At 67.2% G+C, this 23,982-nt stretch carries 24 protein-coding genes; 14 read left to right on the top strand and 10 right to left on the bottom strand.

Annotation, left to right across the window (positions count from 1 at the left end; translation table 11 throughout):
• Positions 1 to 6: 6 nt before the first annotated feature.
• From DBV10_RS21890 to DBV10_RS21905, 4 genes are all read left to right on the top strand, one after another.
• On the top strand, positions 7 to 651 hold the full coding sequence (locus tag DBV10_RS21890) for a trimeric intracellular cation channel family protein (RefSeq protein ID WP_124515665.1): 645 nt from the start codon (positions 7 to 9) through the stop codon (positions 649 to 651).
• A 124-nt stretch (positions 652 to 775) separates the two neighbouring features.
• On the top strand, positions 776 to 1,237 hold the full coding sequence (locus DBV10_RS21895; RefSeq protein WP_124515666.1) for a PaaI family thioesterase: 462 nt from the start codon (positions 776 to 778) through the stop codon (positions 1,235 to 1,237).
• 286 nt (positions 1,238 to 1,523) lie between these two features.
• The gene (locus tag DBV10_RS23240) at positions 1,524 to 2,102 is read left to right on the top strand and encodes a helix-turn-helix transcriptional regulator (RefSeq protein ID WP_233590021.1); all 579 of its coding nucleotides are present in this window, start codon (positions 1,524 to 1,526) and stop codon (positions 2,100 to 2,102) included.
• Positions 2,099 to 3,388: a type II toxin-antitoxin system HipA family toxin gene (locus DBV10_RS21905; RefSeq protein WP_124515667.1), complete on the top strand. Its 1,290-nt coding sequence runs from the start codon at positions 2,099 to 2,101 to the stop codon at positions 3,386 to 3,388. The genes DBV10_RS23240 and DBV10_RS21905 overlap by 4 nt, the downstream gene beginning before the upstream one ends.
• A gap of 30 nt (positions 3,389 to 3,418) precedes the next feature.
• Here DBV10_RS21905 and DBV10_RS21910 read toward each other — a convergent pair whose 3' ends face one another.
• Positions 3,419 to 4,312 carry a LysR family transcriptional regulator gene (locus DBV10_RS21910; RefSeq protein WP_124515668.1) on the bottom strand — a complete coding sequence of 298 codons (894 nt, stop codon included), beginning with the start codon at positions 4,310 to 4,312 and terminating at the stop codon, positions 3,419 to 3,421.
• A gap of 131 nt (positions 4,313 to 4,443) precedes the next feature.
• On the opposite strand from DBV10_RS21910, the gene DBV10_RS21915 reads away from it, so the two are divergent.
• Positions 4,444 to 5,049, top strand: coding sequence for a short chain dehydrogenase (locus DBV10_RS21915; RefSeq protein WP_124515669.1), 606 nt, complete (start codon positions 4,444 to 4,446; stop codon positions 5,047 to 5,049).
• A 72-nt stretch (positions 5,050 to 5,121) separates the two neighbouring features.
• Here the strand turns inward: DBV10_RS21915 and DBV10_RS21920 are convergent, their stop codons facing one another.
• Positions 5,122 to 6,618 (bottom strand): PLP-dependent aminotransferase family protein, encoded by a 1,497-nt coding sequence (locus DBV10_RS21920; RefSeq protein ID WP_124515670.1) that lies wholly within the window; start codon positions 6,616 to 6,618, stop codon positions 5,122 to 5,124.
• A 66-nt stretch (positions 6,619 to 6,684) separates the two neighbouring features.
• Between DBV10_RS21920 and DBV10_RS21925 the strand changes: the two genes are divergently transcribed.
• Positions 6,685 to 8,019: a benzoate/H(+) symporter BenE family transporter gene (locus DBV10_RS21925; RefSeq protein ID WP_124515671.1), complete on the top strand. Its 1,335-nt coding sequence runs from the start codon at positions 6,685 to 6,687 to the stop codon at positions 8,017 to 8,019.
• Positions 8,020 to 8,029: 10 nt separating this feature from the next.
• Here DBV10_RS21925 and DBV10_RS21930 read toward each other — a convergent pair whose 3' ends face one another.
• The 5 genes from DBV10_RS21930 to DBV10_RS21950 all read right to left on the bottom strand — a co-directional run bounded on the left by DBV10_RS21930 (position 8,030) and on the right by DBV10_RS21950 (position 12,546).
• On the bottom strand, positions 8,030 to 9,034 hold the full coding sequence (locus tag DBV10_RS21930) for a tripartite tricarboxylate transporter substrate binding protein (RefSeq protein WP_124515672.1): 1,005 nt from the start codon (positions 9,032 to 9,034) through the stop codon (positions 8,030 to 8,032).
• A 147-nt stretch (positions 9,035 to 9,181) separates the two neighbouring features.
• On the bottom strand, positions 9,182 to 9,925 hold the full coding sequence (locus DBV10_RS21935) for an SDR family NAD(P)-dependent oxidoreductase (protein ID WP_124515673.1): 744 nt from the start codon (positions 9,923 to 9,925) through the stop codon (positions 9,182 to 9,184).
• Positions 9,922 to 11,133 (bottom strand): 3-oxoadipyl-CoA thiolase, encoded by a 1,212-nt coding sequence (gene pcaF, locus DBV10_RS21940; RefSeq protein ID WP_124515674.1) that lies wholly within the window; start codon positions 11,131 to 11,133, stop codon positions 9,922 to 9,924. Before pcaF ends, DBV10_RS21935 begins: the two co-directional genes overlap by 4 nt.
• 31 nt (positions 11,134 to 11,164) lie before the next feature.
• Positions 11,165 to 11,815 (bottom strand): 3-oxoacid CoA-transferase subunit B, encoded by a 651-nt coding sequence (locus DBV10_RS21945; RefSeq protein WP_124515675.1) that lies wholly within the window; start codon positions 11,813 to 11,815, stop codon positions 11,165 to 11,167.
• A gap of 29 nt (positions 11,816 to 11,844) precedes the next feature.
• Entirely contained in the window at positions 11,845 to 12,546 is a 702-nt protein-coding gene (locus DBV10_RS21950) for a 3-oxoacid CoA-transferase subunit A (RefSeq protein ID WP_124515676.1), read from the bottom strand.
• Positions 12,547 to 12,638: 92 nt separating this feature from the next.
• On the opposite strand from DBV10_RS21950, the gene DBV10_RS21955 reads away from it, so the two are divergent.
• Complete coding sequence (locus DBV10_RS21955) at positions 12,639 to 13,442, top strand: IclR family transcriptional regulator C-terminal domain-containing protein (RefSeq protein WP_124515677.1); 804 nt, start codon at positions 12,639 to 12,641, stop codon at positions 13,440 to 13,442.
• 52 nt (positions 13,443 to 13,494) lie between these two features.
• Here the strand turns inward: DBV10_RS21955 and DBV10_RS21960 are convergent, their stop codons facing one another.
• The gene (locus tag DBV10_RS21960) at positions 13,495 to 15,282 is read right to left on the bottom strand and encodes an amidohydrolase (RefSeq protein WP_124515678.1); all 1,788 of its coding nucleotides are present in this window, start codon (positions 15,280 to 15,282) and stop codon (positions 13,495 to 13,497) included.
• A gap of 131 nt (positions 15,283 to 15,413) precedes the next feature.
• On the opposite strand from DBV10_RS21960, the gene DBV10_RS21965 reads away from it, so the two are divergent.
• Both DBV10_RS21965 and DBV10_RS21970 read left to right on the top strand, forming a co-directional pair.
• On the top strand, positions 15,414 to 16,379 hold the full coding sequence (locus DBV10_RS21965) for a LysR family transcriptional regulator (protein WP_158616842.1): 966 nt from the start codon (positions 15,414 to 15,416) through the stop codon (positions 16,377 to 16,379).
• 96 nt (positions 16,380 to 16,475) lie between these two features.
• Entirely contained in the window at positions 16,476 to 16,910 is a 435-nt protein-coding gene (locus DBV10_RS21970; RefSeq protein ID WP_124515680.1) for a DUF1841 family protein, read from the top strand.
• A gap of 24 nt (positions 16,911 to 16,934) precedes the next feature.
• On the opposite strand, the gene DBV10_RS21975 is transcribed toward DBV10_RS21970, so the two are convergent.
• The gene (locus tag DBV10_RS21975) at positions 16,935 to 18,197 is read right to left on the bottom strand and encodes a putative Na+/H+ antiporter (RefSeq protein WP_124515681.1); all 1,263 of its coding nucleotides are present in this window, start codon (positions 18,195 to 18,197) and stop codon (positions 16,935 to 16,937) included.
• Between the two features lie 213 nt (positions 18,198 to 18,410).
• On the bottom strand, positions 18,411 to 19,073 hold the full coding sequence (locus DBV10_RS21980) for a cytochrome c (protein ID WP_124515682.1): 663 nt from the start codon (positions 19,071 to 19,073) through the stop codon (positions 18,411 to 18,413).
• 106 nt (positions 19,074 to 19,179) lie between these two features.
• Between DBV10_RS21980 and DBV10_RS21985 the strand changes: the two genes are divergently transcribed.
• The 5 genes from DBV10_RS21985 to DBV10_RS22005 form a co-directional block, all read left to right on the top strand.
• Positions 19,180 to 20,034: a MoxR family ATPase gene (locus DBV10_RS21985; protein WP_124515683.1), complete on the top strand. Its 855-nt coding sequence runs from the start codon at positions 19,180 to 19,182 to the stop codon at positions 20,032 to 20,034.
• Between the two features lie 19 nt (positions 20,035 to 20,053).
• Entirely contained in the window at positions 20,054 to 20,287 is a 234-nt protein-coding gene (locus DBV10_RS21990) for a hypothetical protein (protein WP_124515684.1), read from the top strand.
• A gap of 22 nt (positions 20,288 to 20,309) precedes the next feature.
• Positions 20,310 to 20,912, top strand: a complete 603-nt coding sequence (locus tag DBV10_RS21995) for a GNAT family N-acetyltransferase (RefSeq protein WP_124515685.1) — start codon at positions 20,310 to 20,312, stop codon at positions 20,910 to 20,912.
• Positions 20,913 to 20,930: 18 nt separating this feature from the next.
• Complete coding sequence (locus DBV10_RS22000) at positions 20,931 to 22,118, top strand: VWA domain-containing protein (protein WP_124515686.1); 1,188 nt, start codon at positions 20,931 to 20,933, stop codon at positions 22,116 to 22,118.
• 124 nt (positions 22,119 to 22,242) lie between these two features.
• A partial coding sequence (locus DBV10_RS22005; protein WP_124515687.1) for an autotransporter assembly complex family protein occupies positions 22,243 to 23,982 on the top strand: 1,740 nt, incomplete at its 3' end.

A 23,982-nucleotide genomic window follows, 5' to 3' on the forward strand; every position in this document is an offset into this window, starting at 1 on the left:
GCGCCCATGGACCCTTTGCTCGACGCCCCCTGGGTGCACACCCTGCGCTTTCTCCTCGAAGTGGCCGCCACGGTCGCGTTTGCGCTGTCGGGCGTGATCGCCGCAGCACGCAAGCGGCTTGATGTCGTGGGCGTGTGTGTGGTGGCCTTCGTGGCGGCCTTTGGCGGGGGCACGCTGCGCGACCTGCTGCTGGACCAGCGCCCCTTCTTCTGGGTACGCCACACGGGTTTTGTCTGGGGCATCCTGGCGCTGTGCGTGGGCGCCATGCTGTTCATGCGCCAGCGTCACTTCAAGCCCACCGAACGCGCCATGCTGCTGCCCGACGCCATCGGCCTGGGCCTGTTCGCGGCCGTGGGCGTGGACATTGCCACCGCCATCGGCATGCCCCCCATCATCAGCGTGATGATGGGCGTGACCACCGGCGTGTTCGGCGGCGTGCTGCGCGACGTGCTGTGCAACGAGGTGCCCCAGGCCTTCAGCGACCACCGCCCCTATGCCCTGTGCGCGTTTGCCGGCGGCTGGGCCGACGTGGCCCTGCGCCACCTGCACACCCCCGATTGGGCTCCGCTCGTGGCCTGCGTGCTGCTCACGGCCGGGTTGCGCGGGCTGGCGCTGTGGCGCAACTGGGAGCTGCCGGCGTGGCGGGTGTAGCCCCGGCATGGCGCCGGCACCACACGCGACAGCCATCCCCCTGGCGCACCCGTGACAGCTGGGCGCCCCCCATGCCCGCACACTGGGGGCTGGGCCGCCACACCGCAGCAAGAGACACCCCCCCATGACGACAACCGATCACCCCCCCGCCGCCACCGGCACCCCCGCAGGCTTTGCGCCCCTGCAGGCCGGCGGCCCCTACATCCAGCACAACGGCCCGCTGTATCTGCTGCACCAGGGCGACGTGGTGAAGTTCGGCTTTCGCGTGGAGCCGCGCCACACCAACCCCATGGGCAACCTGCACGGCGGCATGATGGCCAGCTTCTGCGACATGCTGCTGCCGCTGTCGGTGCACCGCAAGAGCGACCAGGTGGCCGACCGCTTTTTGCCCACCATCAGCCTGCAGATCGACTACCTGGCCCCCGCCCCGCTGGGCGCCTGGGTGGAGGGCGAGGCCGAGCCGCTGCGCGTCACGCGTTCGCTGGTGTTTGCGCAAGGCTTGGTCACGGCCGATGGCGTGCCCTGCGCGCGCGTGAGCGGGGTGTTCAAGATCGGGCCTGCGGTGCCCAGCAGCGCCGTGGAGTGAACCCTGTGGGCCCGGCATGGCGGCGCGCGGCCGCACGCCCTTGTACGGAGTGCCCCGTGGTTGCATGGCCATGCTGGCTATTCAGCGCAAGTTAATTCATAGATGTCATTTTTTACATAATTTACATACATCTATGAATGATTTTTCCATTCAAATCTTGTTCTCGCGCATCTTCAGACTTAATTCATAGATGTTCAAAAATCCGTTCTTAAACTAACATCTATGAATGCCATCCCAAAACACCAAGCCCGCTGACTACCCCCAGGCGGTTCTTCAGCAGATCGCGTTGCTTGCGCAGAACATCGTGATTGCACGCAAGCGCCGCAAGGAAACGCAGGCCCAGTGGGCCCAGCGGTTGGGCGTGTCGCAGCCCACCATGGCGCGCATTGAGCGAGGCGACCCATCGGTGTCGATGGCGTCGTATGTGATGTGCATGTGGCTCATCAACCAGGCCCAGGGGCTGGCCGATCTGATTGCGCCGCAGAACGACCTGGCATCGCTGGAGCAGGAGGTGGCCAGAGCCCGGCCCGCTGCACGGGCCACGGCGCAGAAAGGCGCAAAAACGGCAGCCAGCAACACCAGGCCTGCGGCCTTGTCACCCCTTGCAAGCGCCCAGGTGCCTAGCCGCTCTGGAGCCGCACACCTTGCGAGAGAGGCGGAAGGTTCCTTTCTCGGAGCAGATCCTTCTGACGCCAAAAACAAGGCCACTCAGAAGACCGTTAAGAAGGCCACTGGCTTGGGTCAAGAGGAACAGATCCAACAAGCCCTGCAGATCGCTGGCCTCGGCACGCCCGAGCGCCAACCCAACAACACCGCCGCAGGCCTGGCCGCACTGATATCGGGTCAGAAGAAAGCGCGGCCATGAGCCAGCAGCCCCACGCGCAGCAGGTCACGCCGCGCTCCTATGTGCCGCAAGACACGCTCTATGTCTGGACGCTGATCAACCCCGCCCAGCCCGTGCTGACCGGGTCTGTGGGCCTGTCGCAGCTGGTGCCCAACTGCGCCACCTTCCGCTACGCCGCAGACTGGTGGCAGTTTGCGCTGAGCGAAGACCTGCCCCTGATCGCAGGCCAGATGTTCAGCACAGGCCACAAGGACAGCGCGCCCGGTGCCATCGACGATGCGCGGCCAGACCGGTGGGGCGAGCGCATCATCCGCCACATCGACCGCCCCGCGCGCCTGTCGATCCTGGAGATGCTGCTGTTCGCCGGTGACGACCGCTTTGGCGCCTTGGGCGTCTCCACATCGGCAGACCACTACATCCCGCGCCGCATCGGGCCGTATCCGCAACTGCGCGATCTGGAGGCCATGGTGCGGGCGGTGGAAGACGTGCAGTCGCAAGCCCCGGTCACGCCAGAGATCCAGCGCCTGGTGCAGCCCGGCGTGACGCTGGGCGGGGCCCGGCCCAAGGCGCTGCTACAAACCGACGGCGGGCCTTGCGTCATCAAGTTCAGCGAGCTGGACGACGCGGTGGACACGCCCCTCATCGAGCACGCCACCATGACGCTGGCGGCCCGGGCGGGCATCCAGGTGGCCACCACGGGCGTGCTGCCCATTGCATCGCGGCGGGGCCAGGGGCCGCAGCGCCATGCACTGACGATCCAGCGGTTTGACCGGGTGCAGATGGACACCCTGAGCCTGCGCGTGCACTGCATCTCGGCCAAAACGGCGCTGGCGGCAGCGGGACTGGCCGAAAGCTACGGCGCACTGGCCACCGTGCTGCTGCGCCAAGCGCACCCCGACCGGCACAAGGCGCAACGCGAAGAATTGTTTCGGCGCATGGTGTTCAACATCCTCATGGACAACACCGACGACCACGAGCGCAACCACTGCCTGCGCCTGGGCTTTGATGGTTACTACGACCTGGCCCCCGCGTTCGACGTGGTGCCCACGCTGCAAAACATGGGCTACCAGGCGATGGTGGTGGGCCAACACGGCGCACAGTCCACGCTGGACAACGCGCTGACCGAGTTGAGCGAGTTCGGCATCACCCGGGCCCGGGCCATGGAGCTGATTCAGGAAGTCGCCCAGACGGTGGAGCAATGGCCTCGGCATTTTGCGCAGCACGGCGTTTGCGCCGCAGACATGGAGCAGTTGGCGGCCAGCATCGACCGCGATGCACTCCGGCAACAGCGCCAGGCGTTCTGCTAAGCCCGCCGCTGCCGCCAGCTTCAACGCATTTCAGCGCCCTTCCACCCCCAAACTCTCCACCACGCACTCCACAAACCGCGCCAGCTTGGGCAGCTGCCGCCGGTCGGGTGCGTAGACCAGGTGCATGGGCCGCTGCGCGGGCAGGCAGTGCTGCATCACGGGCACCAGGGCGCCACTGGCCAGGTCGCCGGCCAACAGCACCTCGGGCTGCATGACCAGGCCCAGGCTGCGCAGCGCGGCCTGGCGCAGGCCGTCGCCCTGGTTGCACACAAAGCGCGCATTGCCGGGCCACAAAAATTCCTCATCCCCGTCGCGCAGCGTCCATTCCACACGGCGCTGCCACACCGAGTGGCTCAGGCACTGGTGGCGGTCCAGGTCGGCCGCGCCCTGGGGCGTGCCTTGGCGCGCCAGGTAGGCCGGCGTGGCGGCGATCACCATGCGGTAAGGCCGCAGCGGGCGCGCCACCAGGCCCTCGTCCACCACCTGGCCAATGCGCACGGCCGCGTCGAAGCCCTCGCCCGCCAGGTCCACCACGCTGTCGGTGAGCTGCAGGTCCACACGCACCTGCTCATGGCGCTGCAGGAAGTCGGCCACCAGCGGGGCGATGACGTGGCTGCCCAGGGTGAAGGGCGCGCTCACCCGCAGCAGGCCCTGCGGCACGGCGCGGCTGCGCTCCACGGCGGACTCGGCCCAGCGCACCTGCTCCAGCACGCGCTTGCTGTCTTCGTAGAACGCCGCACCCACCCCGGTCAGGCTGCTGCGGCGCGTGCTGCGCTGGAACAGGCGCGCGCCCAGGTGCGCCTCCAGCTGCTGGATGTGTTTGCCCACCATCACCGCCGAGATCTGCAACTGGCGTGCGGCGGCGGCAAAGCTGCCGGCCTCGACCACGGCCACCATGACCTCCATGTTGCGCAGCTTGTCCATGGCACCCCCAATATTCCTAATCAATAGTTAATGCAAGCATAACTTGCAGGTGCTTTATGCATCGATTGATTAGCAAAAGAATCGGGTTGTCAGCTCCTCATCAACCCCTTTTGACACCCAAGGAAAACACCATGTCCAAAGTTCTTCTCATCGGCGCCAGCGGCACCATCGGCCAGGCCGTGCACGCCAACCTGGGCGCACGCCACGACGTGATCACCGTGGGCCGCAGCAGCGGCACGCACCAGGCCGACCTCGCCCGGCCCGCCTCGCTGGCCGCGTTGTTTGCGGCCGTGGGCAAGGTCGATGCCATCGTGAGCACGGCGGGCAACGTGCACTTCGGCCCGCTGGCCGAAATGACCGCAGAGCAGTTCCACATCGGCCTGCAGGACAAGCTGCTGGGCCAGGTGCAGCTGGCGCTGCTGGGCCAGCGCTACCTGAACGACGGCGGCTCCATCACGCTGATCAGCGGCATCCTGAGCACCGAGCCCATCCGCAACGGCGCCAGCGCCACGGCCGTGAATGCCGCCATCGAGGGCTTTGTGACCGCTGCCGCCATCGAGCTGCCACGCGGCCTGCGCATCAATGCCGTCAGCCCCACGGTGCTGACCGAATCGATGGGCACCTACGCCCCTTTCTTCCCGGGCTTTGAGCCCGTGCCCGCCGCGCGTGCGGCCCTGGCCTACCAGCGCAGCGTGGAAGGCGCGCAGACGGGGCGGGTGTACCGCGTCAACGCCTGATGGATTGCTTCCATTTTCATAGCTGCAAAGGGACGCCTGAATTGCGGTAGCGGCATTTTTACCCAGCGTTGCCTACCGCATGCCTGCCGCCAGCTGCCCCAGTTGGCGCACCGCCTGCTCCAGCTCGCGCGTCCAGGGGCGCGCGATGTTCAGGCGCAGGTAGCTGGCGTACTTGGCGGTGGTGGAGAACAGCGCCCCGGGAGTGAAGGCGATGCCCTGCGCCACCGCCAGCCGCAGCAGCGCGAGTGTGTCCACGGGCTCGGGCAGCTCCAGCCACAGCCACCACCCACCCGCCGGGCTGTGCACCCGCGTGCCGGCCGGAAAGTGCTTGCGCACGGCCTCGGCCGCGCGGGGCGTGGTCTGGGCCAGCCGTTCGCGCAGGCGCCGCAGGTGCGGCTGCAAACCGCCACTGCACAGAAACTCGGCCATCACCGCCTGCTCCAGCCATGGGGCCGCGAGCGAGGTGCTGAGCTTGAGCGACTCCATGCGCGCATGCCAGCGCCCGCCCGACGCCCAGCCCAAGCGGAACGCGGGCGCCAGGCTTTTGCTGCTGCTGCCGCAATAGATCACGCGGCCATGGCGGTCCCAGGCCTTCACGGGCTGGGGCCGGTGTGGCGTGTGCGAGAGGTCGCCGAACACGTCATCCTCGATCAGCGCCAGGTCGTGCTGCTCCACCAGGCGCAGCAGGCGGCGCTTGTTGCGGTCGGGCATCACATGGCCCAGCGGGTTCTGGAAGTTGGGCATGGCGACCACCGCGCGCACACCGCTCTGGTGCTCCAGCGCATATTCCAGCGCTTCCAGGCTCATGCCCTCGCCCGGTGTGCAGGGCAGCTCGATGGCGCGCAGGCCCAGGTTGCCCAGCATCTGCAGCAGGCCGAAATACACGGGCGACTCCACCACCACGGCATCGCCCGGCCGGGTGACGGCGCGCAACGCCACATTCAGGGCCTCGGTGCTTCCGTTGGTCACCAGCAGTTCTTCGGGCTGCAAGTCCAGGCCATAGGTCGCCATCCAGCCTGCCAGCTCGGCGCGCAGCGCGGGCAGGCCGCTGCCGGTGGGGTAGGTGCCCAGCATCTCGGGCTGGCTGCGCAGCAGGCGCTGGGCGATGCGGGCCAGGGCCTCGGTGGGGTACCACGCGGGTGCCGCGTTGGCCAGGTGCAGGCCCCACTGCAAGGGCTGCTGCGTGGTCAGCAAATACAGCTGCGTCATGCGGTGCTCCAGCGACACCAGCCGGTCGAACTCGACGGGCGGCGGCACAGGCCGCGCGCGGGCCTGCAGACCTTGCGCGCCCGAGGTGCCAGCGCCATCCTTCGCGCCTGGCGCAGCGCGGACCGGGGCGGGCTCTGCGACATACATGCCGGACTTGTGCCGCGCCTGCACCACGCCCAGTGCCTCCAGGTGGCGGTAGCAGCGCACCACGGTGGCCACGCTCACACCCTGTGCGGCGGCCAGGGCACGCACCGAGGGCAGGCGCTCGCCCGGCGCATAGCGGCGCTGGGCCATGTCGCGGCGCAGCTGCTGTGCAAGCTGCAGGTAACTGTGCTGCAGTACAGATGAAGATGGGGCCATCTGTACAGCATAAACCCAGGGCGGACTGTGCCCGCCCGGAACCCGGTCGGCGGGCACCATGGCAGCATGACGATGCACTCCCACCCCCGCCCCCATCCTGTGCCAGTGCCTGCCCCGGCCCACTCCGCCGCCGGCCCAGCGCCCGACACCTCCGCCGCTGCACCACGGCAGCCCCGCACCCACGGGATGGCCACGGCCCATGACCTGTTCCCCGCCGTGGTGGCGGGGCTGGTGGCCGTGCTGATCTCGTACGCCGGCCCCCTGCTGCTGGTGCTGCAGGCCGCGCAGGCCGGGCATCTGTCGGCGGCGCAGCTCACCTCGTGGGTGTGGGCCATTTCCATCGGCGCTGGCGTGTGTGGCGTATGGATGAGCTGGCGCCAGCGCGTGCCCGTGGTCTGCGCCTGGAACACCCCCGGCGCAGCGCTGCTGGCCAGCGCGCTGGTGGCACTGCCCTACAGCCAGGTGATTGGCGCCTATTTGGTGGCTGCGGCGGCATTGCTGTTGATCGGGTGGACCGGTGTCTTCGACCGCCTGATGGCGCGCATCCCGCGCAGCCTGTGCGCCGCCATGCTGGCGGGCATCCTGCTCCGTTTTGGCGTGGACGCCTTTGGTGCCGCCCGCAGCACGGTGGAGGGCGCGCCCTGGCTGGTGGGCGCCATGTTTGCGGGCTACCTGCTCTTCAAGCAGCGCTCGGCGCGCTATGCCATTGCCCTCACCTTGCTGCTGGGGGTGGCCCTGTGGCAATGGCTGGGCTGGGGGCAGGTGGCAACACCACCCGCCGCCAGCGCGCTGGGCGCATCGCCCTCGGCCTGGGGGCTGGCGTTGCCGGTGTGGACCACGCCCGAATTGTCGTGGCCCGCTCTGCTGAGCACCGCCGTGCCCCTGGCGCTGCTGTGCCTCACCGGCCAGCAGGTGCCCGGCGTGGCCGTGCTGCGCGCCTCAGGCTACACCGCCCACAACAACCAGCTCATCGCGGGCACGGGGCTGGCCAGCCTGCTGCTGGCGCCGTTCGGTGCGCATGGCATCAACCTCGCGGCCATCACGGCCGCCATCTGCACTGGCGAAGAGGCCCACCCGCTGCCCGAAAAGCGCTGGGTGGCCGGCGTGGCCTGCGGCCTGTTCTATCTGCTGCTGGGCAGCTTCGCGGGCGCCATCACCTTCGCCTTTGCACAGCTGCCCGCCGCGCTGGTGAGCACCGTGGCCGGACTGGCGCTGCTGGGCGCGATCCAGAACGGGCTGATCGGCGCCCTGGCGGAGCCCAGCGAGCGCGAAGCCGCGCTCGTCACCTTTGTGGTCACTGCCTCCAACGTGAGCCTGCTGGGCCTGGGCTCGGCCTGCTGGGGGCTGGCGCTGGGGCTGCTGAGCTGGTGGATGCTCAAGCCCCGCGCCGCCATCCGCTGAACCGCAGGCCTCAGTCCAGGCTGGCGCCCGATTCCTTGACGACCTTGCCCCACTTGATGGATTCGGCCTGGATGAAGGCGGCAAACTGCTCGGGCGTTTCGCTGGTCGTCTCGGCGCCCTGCTCGTTGATCTTCTTCTTCACCTCGGCCTGGTTCAGCACCTTGACCAACGCGGTGTTGAGTCGGGCCAGCACCGGCGCTGGCGTGCCGGTAGGCGCGAACATGCCGAACCACGAGGTGGCCTCGTAGCCCGGCACACCGGCTTCGGCGATGGTGGGCACGTTGGGCAGCTCGGGCGAGCGCTTGGCCGTGGTCACGGCAATGGGCACCAGCTTGCCGCTGCGCACATGCTGGATGGCCGAGGGCATGTTGTCGAACATGATGCCGATCTGGTTGCCCAGCAGGTCGGTGACGGCGGGTGCACTGCCCTTGTAGGGCACATGCACCATGTCCACCTTGGCCAGGCTCTTGAACAGCTCGCCCGACAAGTGGATGGAGCTGCCGTTGCCCGACGAGCCGAAGTTGACCTTGCCGGGGTTGGCCTTGGCGTAGGCGATCAGCTCCTTCACGCTCTTGTAGGGCTGGGCGGGGTTGGCCACCAGCAGGTTGGGCACGTTGGCCACGCGCGTGAGCGGCGCGAAGTCCTTGATCGGATCGAAGGGCATCTTTTTGTACAACGCAGCGTTGATGGCGTGCGTGCCCACCGTGCCCATGAAGAGCGTGTAGCCGTCGGCCGGAGCCTTGGCCGCCATGATGCCGCCAATGTTGCCGCCGGCACCTGCGCGGTTGTCCACGATGACGGACTGGCCGAGTTCCGCGGTCAGCGCCTGGCCGATGATGCGCGCGAGGATGTCGGTGGTGCCGCCGGCGGCGAAGGGCACGACGATGGTGACGGGCTTGCTGGGATAGGCCTGGGCCAGCGCAGCGCTGCTGCCCAGTAGGCCTGCACCGGCGATGGCTGCGCAGGCAGCGGCCGATAGCGCGAAGCGGCGGGTGGTGTGGATGGAACGGGTCATGGTTTGTCTCCTTCAAGAAGGTGGATGAAATGGGTCTCACGAGCGCGGCATCCGGCCGCGCCGTGGCCTCAACCGGGCGCCAAGGCCTCCGGGCGAGAACAGGGGTTGCGCCCTTTTCAGGACTGCAGGGAAGATCCGTTCAGATGGCTAGACAGGCGCCACGCCCAGCGTGGTGCCGCCGCACACGTACAACACCTGCCCGGTCACAAAACCGTTGTCGGGCGAGAGGAAAAACAGCGCCGCGCGCGCCACGTCGTCAGGCGTGCCCATGCGGCCCACGGCAATGCTGTTCAGGATGCGCTGCGTTTGCGGCGCACCGTCGGGGTTGCTTTGACGGAAAAGCTCGGTGGCGATCGGCCCGGGGCCGATGGCGTTGACGGTGATGCCGTCCCGCCCCAGCTCCATGGCCAGCGTGCGCGTCATGCCGATCATTCCAGCCTTGGTGGCTGAGTAGACGATGCGCTCGCCCTTGCCCAGTGCGGCGCGCGAGGACATGTTGACGATGCGGCCCTGGCCGCTGGCGCGCAGCGTGGGCAAAAACGCCTGCACCAACAGCATGGGCGCGCGCAGGTGCAGGCCCACCACGTCATCCAGCTGCGCAGTGGTGGCGGTGTCGATGGTGCCGGGGCGTGTGGCGCCGGCGTTGTTCACCAGCGCGGTCACGTTGTGCTTTTCAGCGATCTCGGCCGCGCGTTCGCGGGTCGATGCCTCGTCGGTCAGATCGCCCTGGTAGGACGTGAGCAGCGGGTGGCTCCAGGTGGGCAGCACGTAGTCCAGGTTGACCACGGCGTGGCCCTGGGCCAGCACGGCTTCGACAATCGCGCGGCCAATGCCGTTGCTGGCGCCCGTAATGACAGTGACCGGGGTGGAGTTGCGCTCGATCACGGTCACACGCGCTCCAGGATGATGGCAATGCCCTGCCCCACGCCAATGCACATGGTGCACAGCGCGTACTGGCCAGCGTGTTCGTGCAGGCGGTTGACGGCGGTGGTGACCAGGCGCGCGCCGCTGGCGCCCAGCGGGTGGCCCAGCGCGATGGCGCCACCCCAGGCGTTCACGCGGGCGTCGTCGTCCTTGATGCCCAGCGCACGCAGCACGGCCAGGCCTTGCGCGGCAAAGGCTTCGTTCAGTTCGATCACGTCCATGTGGTCGATGGTCAGGCCCGTCTGCGCCAGCACCTTCAGGGTGGCAGGCGTGGGGCCAAAGCCCATGATGCGCGGCGCCACACCGGCTACGGCCATGCCCACCACACGGGCGCGGGGCTTGAGGCCATATTTGGCGGCGTTGGCTTCATCGGCCAGCAGCAGCGCGCAGGCGCCGTCATTCACGCCGCTGGCGTTGCCTGCCGTCACCGTGCCATCGGGCCGCACCACACCCTTGAGCTTGGCCAGCGCTTCGATGCTGGTCTCGCGCGGGTGCTCGTCCTGGCTGACGACGATGGCGTCGCCCTTCTTCTGCGGGATGTGCACCGGCACGATCTCGCGCGCCAGGTGGCCGGCCTTGATGGCGGCCACGGCGTTGAGCTGGCTGCGCAGCGCCATCTGGTCCTGGGCTTCTCGCTCGATCTTGAAGTCCGTCGCCACGTTCTCGGCGGTTTCGGGCATGGAGTCCACACCGTACTTTTCCTTCATCAGCTTGTTGATGAAGCGCCAGCCGATGGTCGTGTCGTACACCGCGTTGTTGCGGCTGAAGGCCGACTCTGCCTTGGGCATGACGAAGGGCGCGCGGCTCATGCTCTCCACACCACCGGCAATCATCAGCCCCGCCTCGCCGGACTTGATGGCGCGCGCAGCCGTGCCCACGGCGTCGAGCCCCGAGCCGCACAGGCGGTTGATGGTGGCGCCGGGCACGTCGATGGGCAGGCCCGCCAGCAGGCTGCTCATGTGGGCCACGTTGCGGTTGTCTTCGCCGGCCTGGTTGGCGCAGCCGTAGAGCACGTCGGTCACCGCGGCCCAGTCCACGCCGGGGTTGCGCTCCATCAGCGCCTTGATGGGAATGGCGCCCAGGTCGTCGGTGCGCACGCTGGAGAGGGCGCCGCCGTAGCGGCCGAAGGGGGTGCGGATGGCGTCGCAGATGAAGGCTTGGCGTTGTGGGCTCATGGTTTTGTCTCCTCGTTTCTTGGGGGTGGATTCAGGCGGCGGGGCGGATGGGCAGGCCCACCAGTTGCTCCAGCTCGGCCAGCGTCAGGCCGGGCACGGTGTCGATGAGCTGCAGCCCGGTGGGCGTGCAGGCCAGTGTGCACAGATCGGTGTAGATGCGCTTCACGCAGGCGACACCGGTCAGCGGGTAGGTGCACTGCGTCACGACCTTGCTGGCGCCCTGCTTGGTCAGCAGGTCCATCATCACCCAGGTCTGCTTGGCGCCGATGGCCAGGTCCATCGCGCCGCCCACGGCGGGGATGGCGCCGGGCTCGCCGGTGCTCCAGTTGGCCAGGTCGCCCGTGGCGCTGACCTGGAACGCGCCCAGCACGCAGATGTCGAGGTGGCCGCCGCGCATCATCGCGAAGCTGTCGGCGTGGTGGAAGTACGCGCCACCGGGCAGCAACGTCACGGGCTGCTTGCCGGCGTTGATGAGGTCGTAGTCCTCCAGCCCCGCAGCGGGCGCGGGGCCCATGCCCAGGATGCCGTTTTCGCTTTGCAGGATGACTTCGCGCCCTGCCGGGATGTGGTTGGCCACCAGGGTGGGCTGGCCGATGCCCAGGTTGACGTAGGCGCCGTCGTGGATGTCTTGTGCCACGCGCTTGGCCAGTTCTTCTTTACTACGCTTTTGATAGCTGCTCACGCTTGTTCCTTGTGCGGGACAGGGCAATTTCATGCCGATTTTTTGAAACCGCCCGCCTGCGTGGCCGTGCGCCCGATCTTGACCACGTGGCTCACGTAGATGCCGGGGGTGACGATGGATTCGGGGTCCAGCGTGCCCAGCTCGACCACCTCGTGCACGGTGGCAATGGTGGTCTTGGCAGCGGTGGCCATCACGGGGCCAAAGTTGCGCGCCGACATGCGGTAGGTGAGGTTGCCCCAGCGGTCGCCCTTTTCGGCCTTGATGAGCGCCACGTCGCCGTGGATGGGGTATTCGAGCACGTAGTGCTTGCCATTGATCTCGCGCGTTTCCTTGCCGGCGGCCAGCTCCGTGCCATGGGCCGTGGGGCAGAAGAAGGCGCCAATGCCCGCGCCGGCCGCACGCAGGCGCTCGGCCAGGTTGCCTTGGGGCACGAGTTCGAGTTCGAGCTTGCCGCTGCGGTAGAGCTCGTCGAACACATAGCTGTCGACCTGGCGCGGAAAGCTGCAGATGATCTTGCGCACTTGGCCGGCCTGGAGCAGCGCGGCCAGGCCCTGGTCGGCATTGCCGGCGTTGTTGTTGACCACCGTGAGGTCGCGCGCGCCCTGGGCGATGAGGCCGTCAATCAGTTCACCGGGGATGCCGGCCGTGCCGAACCCGCCTATCAACACCGTGGCACCATCTTTCACCCCTTGCAGGGCCTGGGCCACCGAGTCCGCCAATTTGTTGATCATCGCAACGCTTTCGTGATGTGCTCAGATTTCGGTTTAGAATTTGTTCGCCTACAGAACAAATGTTCGCATAAAGAATTATAGAGGGCCTCCGTATGAATCCCGAAACGCTCCCGACCAAAGACCCCAAACCCAGCGACAGCTATGTGCAGTCGTTCGCGCGCGGGTTGGAGGTGATCCGCTCGTTCAGCGCGCGCACGCCGCAGCAAACACTGAGCGAAGTGGCGGCACAGACCGGCCTGACCCGCGCAGGCGCGCGCCGCATCCTGCTCACGCTGCAGACGCTGGGGTATGTGGAAACGGACGGCAAGCTCTTTCGCCTGAGCCCGCGCATCCTGGACCTGGGCTTTGCCTACCTCTCGTCGCTGCCCATCTGGAACCTGGCCGAGCCGGTGATGGAGGACCTGGTGGAAGAGGTGCGCGAGTCCTCGTCGGCCGCCGTGCTCGACGGCCTGGACATCGTCTATGTGCTGCGGGTGCCCACGCACAAGATCATGCGCACCAACCTGGGCGTGGGCTCGCGCCTGCCCGCGCCGTGGACGTCGATGGGCCGCGTGCTGCTGGCGGGCCTGCCCGATGCGGAGCTGGAAGCGCGCCTGGCCTCGCAGCCCCTCGCGCGCTTCACCGAACACACGGCCACCGACCTGCCCACGCTGCTGGCGCGCATCCGCACGGCACGCCAGCAAGGCTGGTGCCTGGTGAACCAGGAGCTGGAGGAAGGGCTGATCTCCATCGCCGCGCCGCTGACCGACCGCACGGGCCGCACCGTGGCCGCGCTCAACATCAGCGGCCAGGCCAACCGCACCAGCGCGGCCATGATGCAGGAGACGCTGCTGCCCACGCTGCTGGGCGCGGCGCGGACCATCTCGCGCATGATGGGGGCGCCGCGCGCGGGATGACGGGACGGCGCGGGAGCGCAGCGCCCCGCCCAAACACCGTAGCCCTCGGGGCTTACTGGGGCTTGGTGATTTCCGACGTGGGGTACACCTTGCCGCCCACTACCGTGCCCCAGACGGGGATGTCGCGGATGGCGGCGGGCTTGACCGCGTATGGGTCCTTGTCCAGCACGGTGAAGTCGGCCAGCTTGCCGGGCTCCAGCGTGCCCACCTTGTCATCGATGCCCAGCACGTAAGCCGCGTCGGATGTCACCATGCGCAGGGCCGTCTGCAAGCCCACCGCCTGGTGGGAACCCAGGGTGCGGGTGCCGGACTGCCCCAGCCGCGTCATGGCCAGGGTCACCGCCATCAGGGGCTTGGGCTGGCCGATGGGGAAGTCCGAGTGGACGGTGGTGGGAACGCCCTCGCCCACCAGCGTGCCCAGGGGGGCCAGGTCCTCGGCGCGGTCCATGCCGATGTGCTTGGGGTACATCTCGCCACGCAGCCAGATGTAGAAGACATTCACGTTGGCCGACGCGCCCAGCGCCTTCATGGCGCGGATCTGGTCATAGCGCGCCATGCCGAAATGCTCGAACGTGAAACGGTGGTCCGCCCGGGGGTACTGGGCCGACAGCTTGCGCAGCGCCGCGAGGGTCACGTCCTGCGCCTCCACCCCGATGGAGTGCACGAACACCTGCTGCCCATCGCGCCACCACGGCTCGATCAGGCCCGCCAGCTTCTCGGGCGGCGTCACCCAGATGCCTTCCGTGCCGTCGGCAAAGCCGGGGTCACCGGGCTTGAAGGTCAGGCCGTTGAAGCTGTCGTCGGTGAAGAACTTGATGCCCCGGAACAGCAGGCGGTCGGTGCTCTTTTTCTGCAGGTCATGCACGGCATCCATGGCCTTTTCGGGCGATCCGAACTTGGCCAGGTAGCTGTGGAACGCGGGGATGGCCACCAGGCGCTGCGGCGTCTGCGGGTTGTTGTACACCGCGTTGAGCAGGCCCGGCTCGGCATCCACCGAGAAGACACCCAGCGAGTGCTCGGTCGATGTGGTGATGCCGTTGCGGCGGTTCATGTCGATCTGCGACTTCATCATGCGCATCGCCTCGGCAGGCTGCATCTTGTGCGCGATGAGCGGCAGGATCACATAGGACGCCGCCGGGATGCCCAGGAACTGGCCGTTGAACTGGCCATTGGCATCGCGCCCCACGCCCGGCAATTTGATGTCGGCGGGAATCTTCTTTTGCTCGATGACAAAGCTGTTGGTGTAGCCATGGTGCTGCGAGGCATCCCACACCAGCACCGGGCGGGTGGTGGAGATGGCGTCCAGGTCCGCGCGGGTCAGGTGGCGCCCCATGGCAGGCACGTCCCAGCCCCAGATGAGCAGCGGGGCCGTGGGGTCCTTGAGCGCGGCTTCGTACTGGCGGATGCGCGCAAAGGCTTCGGCCTCATCCTTGACGCCGCGAATGTCCGGCCCGTAGGCCTGCACCGTGTCCAGCGAGGCAATCATGGGCAGGCTGGTGGTGATGGAGCCCAGAAAAGGGTGCTGGTGCGGGTCGATGAAACCCGGAAACACGATCTTGTCCTCAAAGCGGCGGTCCACCGTGGTGGGCACCCGGCGGGTCCAGGGCTTCAGGTCGTCCAGCGAACTGGCCACGCTGACGATGCGCTCGTTGCACACCGCCACGGCCTTGCCTTCGGGCCGGCCGGGGTTCATGGTGTAGAACTTCTTCGCCACGTAGACCGTGAGCTGCGCGCAAGGGGGCGCGCTGCTGGTGGCGGTGTGTGAAGCGTCTGCGAGGGCGAAGTTCAAGCCGCCACCGGCCAGCAAGGCCAGGGCCGCCATCAAGGGCTTTTTCCGCATGGTTGTCTCCAGTTATTTTTGAGATTTTTTTGAGAATGCGCCATGGCCACCGGCTAAGACAGCCACCGCTCAGGCAGTCTAGTGAGTCACACTAATGGTGTGAAATGCATAGTTGGTGCAATATTTATGCAATGAACGCAGAAATTGAATTGCGCGACCTGCACCACATCCTGCTGCTGGCCGAGGAAACGAACTTCTCCCGCGCGGCCTTGCGGGCCAACCTTTCGCAGACCGCCTTCAGCCGCAGCATCCAGGCCATTGAGCAGCGCTACGGGTTGCGCCTGTTCGACCGCAGCACACGCCGGGTCAGCCCCACGGCGGCCTGCCGCCAACTGCTGGGCAGCGGGCGCGAGCTGCTGGCGCGCGCCCAGGAGCTGAACCGGGAAATGCTGTTCCTGGCGGGCTCCCTGGGCGGCGAGCTGCGGTTTGGCGCCAGCCTGCTGGGCATTGACTGCTTCTTGCAAGGGCTGCTGCCCGCGCTGCGGCAGCAAAGCCCGCACCTGCGGCTGCAGATCGAAGTGGGGCAGTGGTCCCTGTTGCAGGGGCACCTGGAGGCCGAGCGCATCGAGTTCTTCGTGGCCTACCCGGACACGCTGGCGGACGACCCCCGCTTTCAGGTGACCCCTTTGCCTGCCCAGGCGGCCTCCGTGTTTTGCCGTGCCGACCATCCCATCACCGGCAGCCAGCACCCGCTCCAGTTCAGTGACCTGCTGCCCTATCCCTGGGCCTGCGTTCAGTTTGCGCAGGAGATCAACGAGCAGTTTCGCCGGCTCAGCGGCGTCCAGCGGGTGGAGGATCTGCCGCTGGCGATGGGCTGCGACAACAAAGACCTGCTGCGCGAGATGGCCCTGCACAGCGACCACCTGCTGTTCACCTGGAACCACTGGCTGGTGCAGGACGTGGCGCAAGGCCGGTTGGTGGACCTGAAGGAGCGCATGCTGCCCCACGTGCCAAAGGCCGCCTTCCAGCTCCCCTGCGCCATCGTGCGCCTGGCGGACCGCACACCGTCGCCACTGGCCAAGGCGCTCATCCGGCAAATTGAAACCCGGGCAGCCTTGAACTGCCAGGCAGGTGCAACACCACCCCGTCCGCAATAACGCGAAGCCGGCCCTACGCGAGCCAGGCAGCGCGCTCTCGGTGCATGCCCCTGCGCCAGATCCCGGCACGCCGCGCGTGCTACGCTGCGCCCCATCATGTTCAGCCCCTCCCAAGCCGACGTGCGCCGTTTTCTGTGCGGCGTGCATGCCAAGACCCAGAGCGGCGCTCCCATGGAGGCCATCGAGACGCTGGCCAGCCTGTGGATCGCCGAGCACCCCGAGTACCACGCCGACCTGTCGGATGCCGATGCCGCCGTGGCGCGCAACTACGACGAAACCCCGGGCCAGACCAACCCGTTTTTGCATCTGTCGATGCACCTGTCGATCAGCGAGCAATGCAGCATCGACCAGCCGCGCGGCATCCGCCAGGCGGTGGAGCTGCTGACGGCGCGCCTCGATTCGCTGCACGACGCCCACCACGCCGCCATGGACTGCCTGGGCGAGATGCTGTGGCAAAGCCAGCGCGCAGGCCGCCCGCCCGACGGTGAGGCCTACATCGCCTGCGTGCAGCGCCGCGCCACGCGGGACTGAACCCCCATCGGCCCACAGACCGGCTCACAGCAGCCGGAACGCCAGCACCGCCACCAGCGTGGGCGGCAAGGCGCCCAGCAGCAGGTACAGCGGGTGGACCACACCGCCCGCAAACCGGTCCTTGAGGATGGCCGCGCCAGCGGGGTTCGGGGCGTTGGCGATCACCGTCAGGCCACCGCCTGTGACCGCCCCTGCCACCAGTGCCACCTGAAATTCGTGGCTCAGCCCCTCGACCAGCGAGCCCAAATAGGTCAAAGCCGCGTTGTCGGTGAAGGCGGTGAGCGCAGCCGCCCCAAAGAACACCGCATTCGCATCCATGGCCATCAGGATGGGCTGCAGCCACCACTGCTGCAAGCCGCCCAGCACCACCAACCCCGCCAGGAAGAACGCCACCAGCAGCGCCTCGCGCAGGATCAGCGGGTTCTGGTGGTGCCGGTAGGCCGACGCAAACCCCAGGAAGAACAGGAAGACCCCCAGGAACACCGCCGGGTGGTGGGCAAACAGCACCACCAGTGCCAGAAACACCAGGTGCACGGCCATGACCGACGCAGGCACGGGCACCTCGGGCGCCGCGATCTTGCGGCCCATGTGCCCCACCTGGTTGCGGAAGACAAGCGTGACAACTGCGGCATTGACCAGCACGGCCACCGCCGCCTTCCAGCCAAAATGGGACACCATGAACCCCAGGTCCCAGCCCCACTGGGCAGCCACCATCAGCACCGGCGGCGCGGCGAAGGGCGTGAGCGTGCCGCCGATGGAGATGTTGACGAACAGCACGCCGATGGTCGCGTACTTGAGCCGGCTCGACAGCGGGTGCGAAAACAGCAGGTCCCGCAGCATCAGCGCGGCCAGCGTCATCGCCGCAGGCTCGGTGATGAACGAGCCCAGCAGCGGCACGAACGCCAACACCACAAAGTACATCGCCACGCCGCGCTGCACGGGCAGGCCGCGCGCCAGCAGCCGCACCATGGCGCCCGAGAGTTCCAGGATCGGCCGCGTGGCGGCGATCACCATGATGGCAAACACAAACAGCGGCTCGGTGAAGTTGCGCGAGTCCAGGTAGGCCGTGGCCTGCTGCTTGCCGCTGATGGCAAACATGAACAGCATGAGGACCATGGCCCAGAAGCCGAAGACCACCTCGACCTCGCCCAGCAGGTGCAAGAAGCCCGCATGCCGGGGCCGTGTGTGGGCCAGCCGAATGAAATACTTGGTGGAGAAGGTGTGCAGGATCGCCAGTCCGAACAGGAAGGCGCCCAAGGCCTGGATCAGGGTGGGGGAAGCATGCATGGGGGGTCGCAGTCAAGCCGCGAGGCGGCCCGACCAGCGCATGAACCTGCCGAGCCCCTGCGGCTGCGACACCCACGCACATTGTAAGAACGCAGCCCCCCATCCCTTGTAGGCGCAGGGCGCATTCGGGCCCTTGTGATGGCCTGCGCCCAGACGCAAAAAAGCCCGCCAGGGGCGGGCTCGGGTGCGGGGTGCAACCCCTGCGGCCGCAGATCAGCGGAAGCGCGACTGGGGCACCGTGTGCAGGTCGCCGTCCAGGCTGCCCACGTAGGTCGACAGGGCCTTCAGCTCGGCGTTGGTGAACTGCTTGGCCACGCCACCCATGATGGCGTTGCCACGGCCCACCTTGGTGTTCTTCTCGGCCTTGTAGGACTTGAGGGCCACGAAGAGGTAGTCGGAGTGCTGGCCGGCGATCTTGGGGTACGAAGGGTCGATGGGCTTGGCGAAGTTGTCGCCGTGGCAGGACACGCAAGCGCCCTTCTTCAGCAGCTCGGCCACCTGCACGCTGGGCTCACGGGCGGGCTTGGCAGCCAGCTCGGCGCCGGTCTTGCCGTGCTGTTCGTAGTAGGCCGCCACGTCGGCGATGTCTTTTTCGCTCAGGGACTCTGCGATGCCGCGCATGGTGGGGTGCTTGCGCTCGCCCTTCTGGTAGGCCACCAACGCTGCGGCAATGTACTTGCCGCTCTGGCCCGAGATCATGGGCACCTTGTGAATTTCAGGAAAGCTGGCCTGGTAGCCAACAATGCCGTGGCAACCGATGCACATGGCAATCTTTTGCTTGCCGGCTTCCACGTCGCCTTTGGCTTCCTGGGCGTGGGACAAGGCGGTCACGGAAGCGACAGCCAGGGCAAATAGCGTGGTCAACGTTTTGTTCATTTTGCGCGCACAATCTCGTGGAAGTTCAGCTCTGGGCTCTGATCAGCCGTTGATTATAGCCAGCGCCCTGTCAAGCCCATTCATCAACGATCCGGTGTTTTCCCCCATGAAATTCCAAGGTTCCCAGAACTACGTCGCCACCCAAGACCTGATGCTCGCCGTGAACGCCGCCATCACGCTGCAACGGCCACTGCTGATCAAGGGCGAGCCCGGCACGGGCAAGACGATGCTGGCCGAGGAAGTGGCGCAGGCCCTGGACATGCCCCTGCTGCAGTGGCACATCAAGTCCACCACCAAGGCGCAACAGGGCCTGTATGAATATGACGCAGTGAGCCGCCTGCGCGACAGCCAGCTCAATGATGGCGACAGCGCCGAGCGCGTGAAGAACATCCGCAACTACATCATCCAGGGCGTGCTGTGGCAGGCCTTCACGGCCGACCGCCCTGTGGCGCTGCTGATCGACGAGATCGACAAGGCGGACATCGAATTCCCGAACGACCTGCTGCGCGAAATCGACCGCATGGAGTTCTACTGCTACGAAACGCGCGAACTCATCAAGGCCAAGCACCGCCCGTTGGTGTTCATCACCTCGAACAACGAGAAGGAACTGCCCGACGCCTTCCTGCGCCGCTGCTTCTTCCACTTCATCAAGTTCCCCGAGGCCGACACCATGCGGCAGATCATCAACGTGCACTTTCCCACGCTCAAGAGCGAGCTGCTCGGCGTGGCGATGAAGACGTTTTATGACGTGCGCAACCTGCCCGGCCTCAAGAAGAAGCCTTCCACCAGTGAACTGATCGACTGGCTCAAGCTCTTGGTGGCCGAAGACATTCCGCTCACGGCCCTGCAAAGCGCCGACAACAAGGTGGCCGTGCCCCCGCTGGTGGGCGCGCTGCTCAAGAACGAGCAGGATGTGAGCCTGTTCGAGAAGCTGGTGTTCATGAACCAAAGGAACCGTTGATTCAGAACGGCCCAGAACCATGAGTGCACCCACCCCTTCCCTCACGGACGGCATTGCCGACGCCGTCGGCTTTGTCGGCGGCGCCGTCGCCGGCTTCTGGCTGGGCCAATGGCTCGGCCTGGACATCTTTGCCCCAGGCTACGGCAACAAGGCCCTGCTGGGCATCGCCCTGGTGGGCCTGGGCGGAGGCCTGGGCCTGCATGCCGCCAAGCGCTGGCAGGCCAGCCGCCGCAACAAGCCCTCCCAGGACTGATGCAGCGCCGAGAGCACAACCCATGGCCTTTGTAGAACCCATCACCCTGCGCGACCGTGGCGTGCGCCTGGAGCCCCTGGCGCTCTCGCACGAAGAAGACCTGCGCCTGGCCGCCGCAGACGGCCAGCTGTGGCAGCTGCGTGTGACCTCGGTGCCCGAGCCCCAGGACACCCGCGCCTACATCGAAACCGCGCTGAAGGGCCGCGAAGAAGGCCACCGGTTTGCGTTTGCCGTGGTCGATGAGGCCACCGGCAAGGTGCTGGGCTGCACGAGTTTTCACGACATCCTGCCTGCCGTGCGCCGGGTCGAGATCGGCTACACCTGGTACGGCCAAAGCGTGCAGCGCAGCCATGTCAACACCACCTGCAAACTGCTGCTGTTGCAGCATGCCTTCGACACCCTGGGCTGCAACGTGGTGGGCTGGCGCACCGACAACTACAACTTCGCCTCGCAGCGCGCCATCGAGCGGCTGGGCGCGAAGAAGGACGGCGTGATCCGCGGCCACGCGCTGCGCCGCGACGGCACCATCCGCGACACGGTGATGTACAGCATGCGCGCGGGCGAGTGGCCCGAGGCACGCGCCCAGTTGCTATATCTTTTAGAGCGTCGTGCGCTTGACCAGTAAGCGCTGGAGGCCAAAAACATGCTCATCGACTTTTTCTACACCCTGCGTTCGGCCAAGTTGCCGGTGTCCGTGAAGGAGTACCTCACGCTGCTCGAAGCCCTGCAGGCGGGCGTGGTGGGCCCGCGCTCGGACGATGCCTGGAGCCTGGACGACTTCTACAACCTCTCGCGCCTCACGCTGGTCAAGGACGAGAAGCACTACGACAAGTTCGACCGGGCCTTCGGCGCCTACTTCAAGGGCGTGGAGATGGTGGCCGACTTCACCAAGGAAATCCCGGCCGACTGGCTGCGCAAGATCCTGGAAAACGAGCTCACCCCCGAGCAAAAAGCCGCCATCGAGAAGATGGGCTGGGACGAACTCATGGAGACGCTCAAGAAGCGCCTCGAAGAACAGAAGGAACGCCACGAGGGCGGCAGCAAGTGGATCGGTACGGGCGGCACCAGCCCGTTTGGCCACGGCGGCTACAACCCGCAGGGCGTGCGCATCGGCGGCGCCGGCAAGAACAAGAGCGCCGTGAAGGTGTGGGAGCAGCGCGCCTACAAGGACTACGACGACCAGCAGGAGCTGGGCACGCGCAACATCAAGGTGGCGCTGCGCCGCCTGCGCAAGTTTGCGCGCGAGGGGCATGAGCTGGAGCTCGACCTGCCCGACACCATCCGCAGCACGGCGGCCAATGCGGGCTACCTCGATATCAAGATGGTGCCCGAGCGGCACAACAACGTGAAGGTGCTGCTGCTCATGGACGTGGGCGGCACCATGGACGAACACATCCAGCGCGTGGAAGAACTTTTCAGCGCCGTGAAGACCGAGTTCAAGCACCTGGAGTTCTACTACTTCCACAACTGCGTGTACGACTTCATGTGGAAGAACAACCGCCGCCGCTTTGCCGAGAAGTTCCCCACCTGGGACATCATCCGCAAGTACAACAAGGACTACAAACTGATCTTCGTTGGCGACGCCACCATGAGCCCCTACGAGATCCTGCAGCCCGGCGGCAGCGTGGAGTACAACAACGAGGAAGCGGGCGCCGAGTGGATCCAGCGCCTGACCCACGCCTTCCCCAAACACGCGTGGATCAACCCCGAGCCCCAGGGCGTGTGGCAGTACCGCCAGAGCATCAGCATCATCCAGCAGCTGGTGGGCAACCGCATGCACCCGCTGTCGCTGAAAGGGCTGGAAGAGACCATGCGCCTGCTGTCCAAATAGGGCCGGCGGCGGGCGACGCTGTCTGACACGGGCTGGCAGTTTTTCAGGGCATAGTGGCGGGATTCCTGCCTCGCCACCACCCAACGTGCTTCTTCGCCTTCTGTGCTTGCCCACCGCCACTGTCATGACGCCGGCCTTGCGGCCGGCGTTGCTGCTTCTTGGCGCGCTGGTGCTGCCGGGCTGCAGCCTGCTGCCCTCTGCCAACACGGGCCAGGACGGCACCGCTCCGATCACCGCTGAATCCGCCTCGCCCGCCTTTGCCGTGGCCGTGCATGCGCCCCAGGCCGTGCGCGAATTGCTGGAGCGGCACCTGGAGCTGCAGCGCTTTCGCAGCCTGCCCGACCTGCATGACCATGAACTGGAGCGCCTGCTCGGTGCGGCCGACGCCAACGCGCGCGAGCTGCTGGGCACCCTGGGCTACTTTGCCCCCACCATCACGGTGGAGCTGACAGAAACGCCCGGCTCCAAGGCCACCCCGCGCACCGTGGTGATCACCGTGCAGCCCGGACCGCAGACCCACATTGCCAGCGCACACATCGCCTTCACGGGCGGCCCCACTGGCGACAGCGACGATGCCCAGGCCAGCACACGCCAGCAGCAGCGCGTGCAGCGCAACTGGTCCCTCTCGCCCGGCCAGGCGTTCACGCAGTCGGCCTGGGATGCAGCCAAGACCGAGGGCCTGCGCCAGCTGCAGGCCCGCCGCCACCCCACCGCCCGCATCGCCAGCAGCCGCGCCGAGATCGACGCGGACCGGCACGAAGCCCAGCTCAACGTGACCTATGACCCTGGCCCCGCCTACCGCTTCGGCCCCCTGCGCCTGCAGGGCAGCGAGCGCTACGACGAAGACGGCGCGCGCCGCCTGGCGCGCCTGCCCACGGGCGCCGTGTACGACGAGGCCGAACTGCTGGACGCCCAGCTGCGCCTGGCCAGCAGCGGCTACTACAACGCGGTGTTCCTCACGCTCGACACCGAGGGCACCGACCCGCAGGCGGCGCCCGTGGTGGCCCAGGTGCGCGAGGCGCCGCTGCAAAAGCTGGTGTTCGGCCCCGGCGTCTCCACCGACAGCGGCGCACGCCTGTCGCTGGAGCACATCCACAACCGGCTGCCCGGCATCGGCTGGCGCGCGGTGAGCAAGCTCTCGCTGGACCGTGAGACCAAGCTGGCCAGCACCGAGTGGACGGCCCTGCCCGACACCAACGGCTGGCGCTGGTTTGCCGGCGGCCAGGTGCAGCGCGAGCACACGGGCGACTACGAAACCAACAGCGGCCGCCTGCGCTCGGGCCGCAGCAAGAGCACCAAGGCCATCGACCGCAGCTATTTCCTGCAGTACGACTACGCCAACAGCCAGGGCCTGAACGCCCCGTCCTCGGGCACGGCGGTCAGCATCAACTACGGCTGGACGGGCCGCTACTTCAACAACCCCACCGCGCCCACGCGCGGCCATGGCGTGGCCGTGGAACTGGGCCTGGGCACCACGCTGCGCCCCGAGCGCGACCCCTTCGTGCGCACCCTGGTGCGCTGGCAGACCTTCATCCCCGCCGGCCGCGTGCAGGACGATGCCGGCCAAGGCCGCAACGCCCGCATCGCCGTGCGCACCGAAGCCGGTGCCGTGCTCGCGCGCGATGGCGCCCAGGTGCCGGTCACGCAGCTCTTCCTGACCGGCGGCGACACCACCGTGCGGGGCTATGGCTACCGCAGCATCGGCGCACGCACCGACAACGGCCTGCTCTACGGCGGCCGCTACCTGGCCGTGGGCAGCGTGGAATGGCAGCGCCCCATCGTCTACAAGGGCGCCATGACCGACTGGGAAAGCACCCTGTTCGTCGATGCAGGCGCCGTGGCGGACCGCGCGGGCGACCTGGAC

Source organism: Acidovorax sp. FJL06 (assembly GCF_003852545.1).
Classification (GTDB): domain Bacteria; phylum Pseudomonadota; class Gammaproteobacteria; order Burkholderiales; family Burkholderiaceae_C; genus Acidovorax.